General features: G+C 68.6%; 1 protein-coding gene. It reads left to right on the top strand.

Annotation, left to right across the window (positions count from 1 at the left end):
* Nucleotides 1-60 precede the first annotated feature (60 nt).
* Nucleotides 61-1272 (top strand): IS4 family transposase, encoded by a 1212-nt coding sequence (locus ACFWP3_RS41975; RefSeq protein ID WP_384232223.1) that lies wholly within the window; start codon nt 61-63, stop codon nt 1270-1272.
* The last annotated feature ends 191 nt before the right edge of the window (nt 1273-1463 follow it).

Raw genomic sequence — 1463 nt, forward strand, 5'->3', positions numbered from 1 at the left:
GCAATGCCGTTGACATAGGGGTGATTTGGCGGTTCAACGGATAGCAGGGGGTGGTGTCCGATGGCTGCTCGGGTGGTGGATCGGATCGGGTTGGGGGACCTGACCGAGGTGTTTCCGCCGGAGTTGGTGGACGCGGCGTTGGCGAAGTCCCGTGCGTGTGAGGTGCGGGTCCGGCTGCTGCCGCCGAGGCTGATGGTGTATTTCGTGCTTGCGCGGGCGTTGTTCTCCGGCGAGCCGTACCGGGAGGTCCTTCGGACGCTGGCCGAGGCGGTGCGGCGCGAGGACGGGTGGGGTGCCTGGCGGGTCCCGGACAAGGCGGCGGTTTTCCGTGCTCGCCAGAACCTCGGGGTGGAGGTACTGCGTGAGCTGCTGGTCCATGCCGGGGCGGCGGTGGCCGACGAGCGGACGCCCGGAGCGTTCTGGCGAGGGTTCCGGCTGATGGCGATCGACGGGACGACGCTGCAGGCCGCCGACACGGAAGCCAACGAGGCCGGGCTGGGCCGGCTGCGGACCAAGGCCGGCAAGGGACCCACCGGATATCCGCTGGCCCGGGTCATGGTCCTGGTCGAGTCCGGAACCCACGTGGTCTGCGACGCCGCGGTCGACTCCTACCGGGTCAAGGAACGGGTCCTGGCCGAACGACTCGCCGCCTCGCTCCGGCCGGGCATGCTGGTCCTGGCCGACCGCGGCCTGCCCGGAGCACATCTCTGGCAGCACCTGGCCGCCACCGGCGCCGACCTGCTGTGGCGGATCCCCGGCATCTGGAAGCTGCCGGTCGAGGAAGTTCTTCCCGACGGTTCGTGGATCTCCACCGTCCGAGGCGGGCGGGGACGCAGCGTCCGGCCGCCCCAAGACATCAGGGTCCGCGTGATCGAGTACAGCCTGGACATCCCTGGCCGTGACCAGGCCGAACGCTACCGGCTCATCACCACCCTCATGGACCCCGGCACGGCGCCGGCTGCCGAACTGGCAGCCCTCTACGGCGAGCGGTGGGAGGTGGAGAACACCCTCGCCGAACTGAAGACGACTCAGATCGGCACCCGCACCGTCATGCCGAGCAAGAGCCCTGACCTGGTGTTCCAGGAGATCTATGCACATCTGGTGCTCTACACCGGCCTCAGGGTCCTGATGCACAGAGCGGCGGTGAACCGCAGCGAACCACTGGATCCGGACCGGCTCTCCTTCGCCGCGGCCCTGCGGGCAGCCCGCCGGAGCATCACATCGCTGAACAGGGATTTTCCCCCCTCAGCACCTGTCCACGGTGGCCCGTGAACTCGAGGAGGAGATCAACCCACCCCGCAGACTCCGGGCCGTGATCCGTCAGGCGAAGCGCAAGATGTCCCGCTTCCTGTCCTGGAACCCGGACCGGCCACGACCACCACAGCCAACCCGTCGACCGGCAGAAACACTGCAGGTCATCGCGGCCGTCGCACCCCCACCAGACCCCTAAATCAACGGCATTG

Source organism: Streptomyces sp. NPDC058525 (genome assembly GCF_042719495.1).
Classification (GTDB): Bacteria; Actinomycetota; Actinomycetes; order Streptomycetales; family Streptomycetaceae; genus Streptomyces.

Coding starts and splice junctions, on each gene's coding strand:
- ACFWP3_RS41975 (WP_384232223.1), top strand. CDS start 61: ATGGCTGCTCGGGTGGTGGATCGGATCGGGTTGGGGGACCTGACCGAG.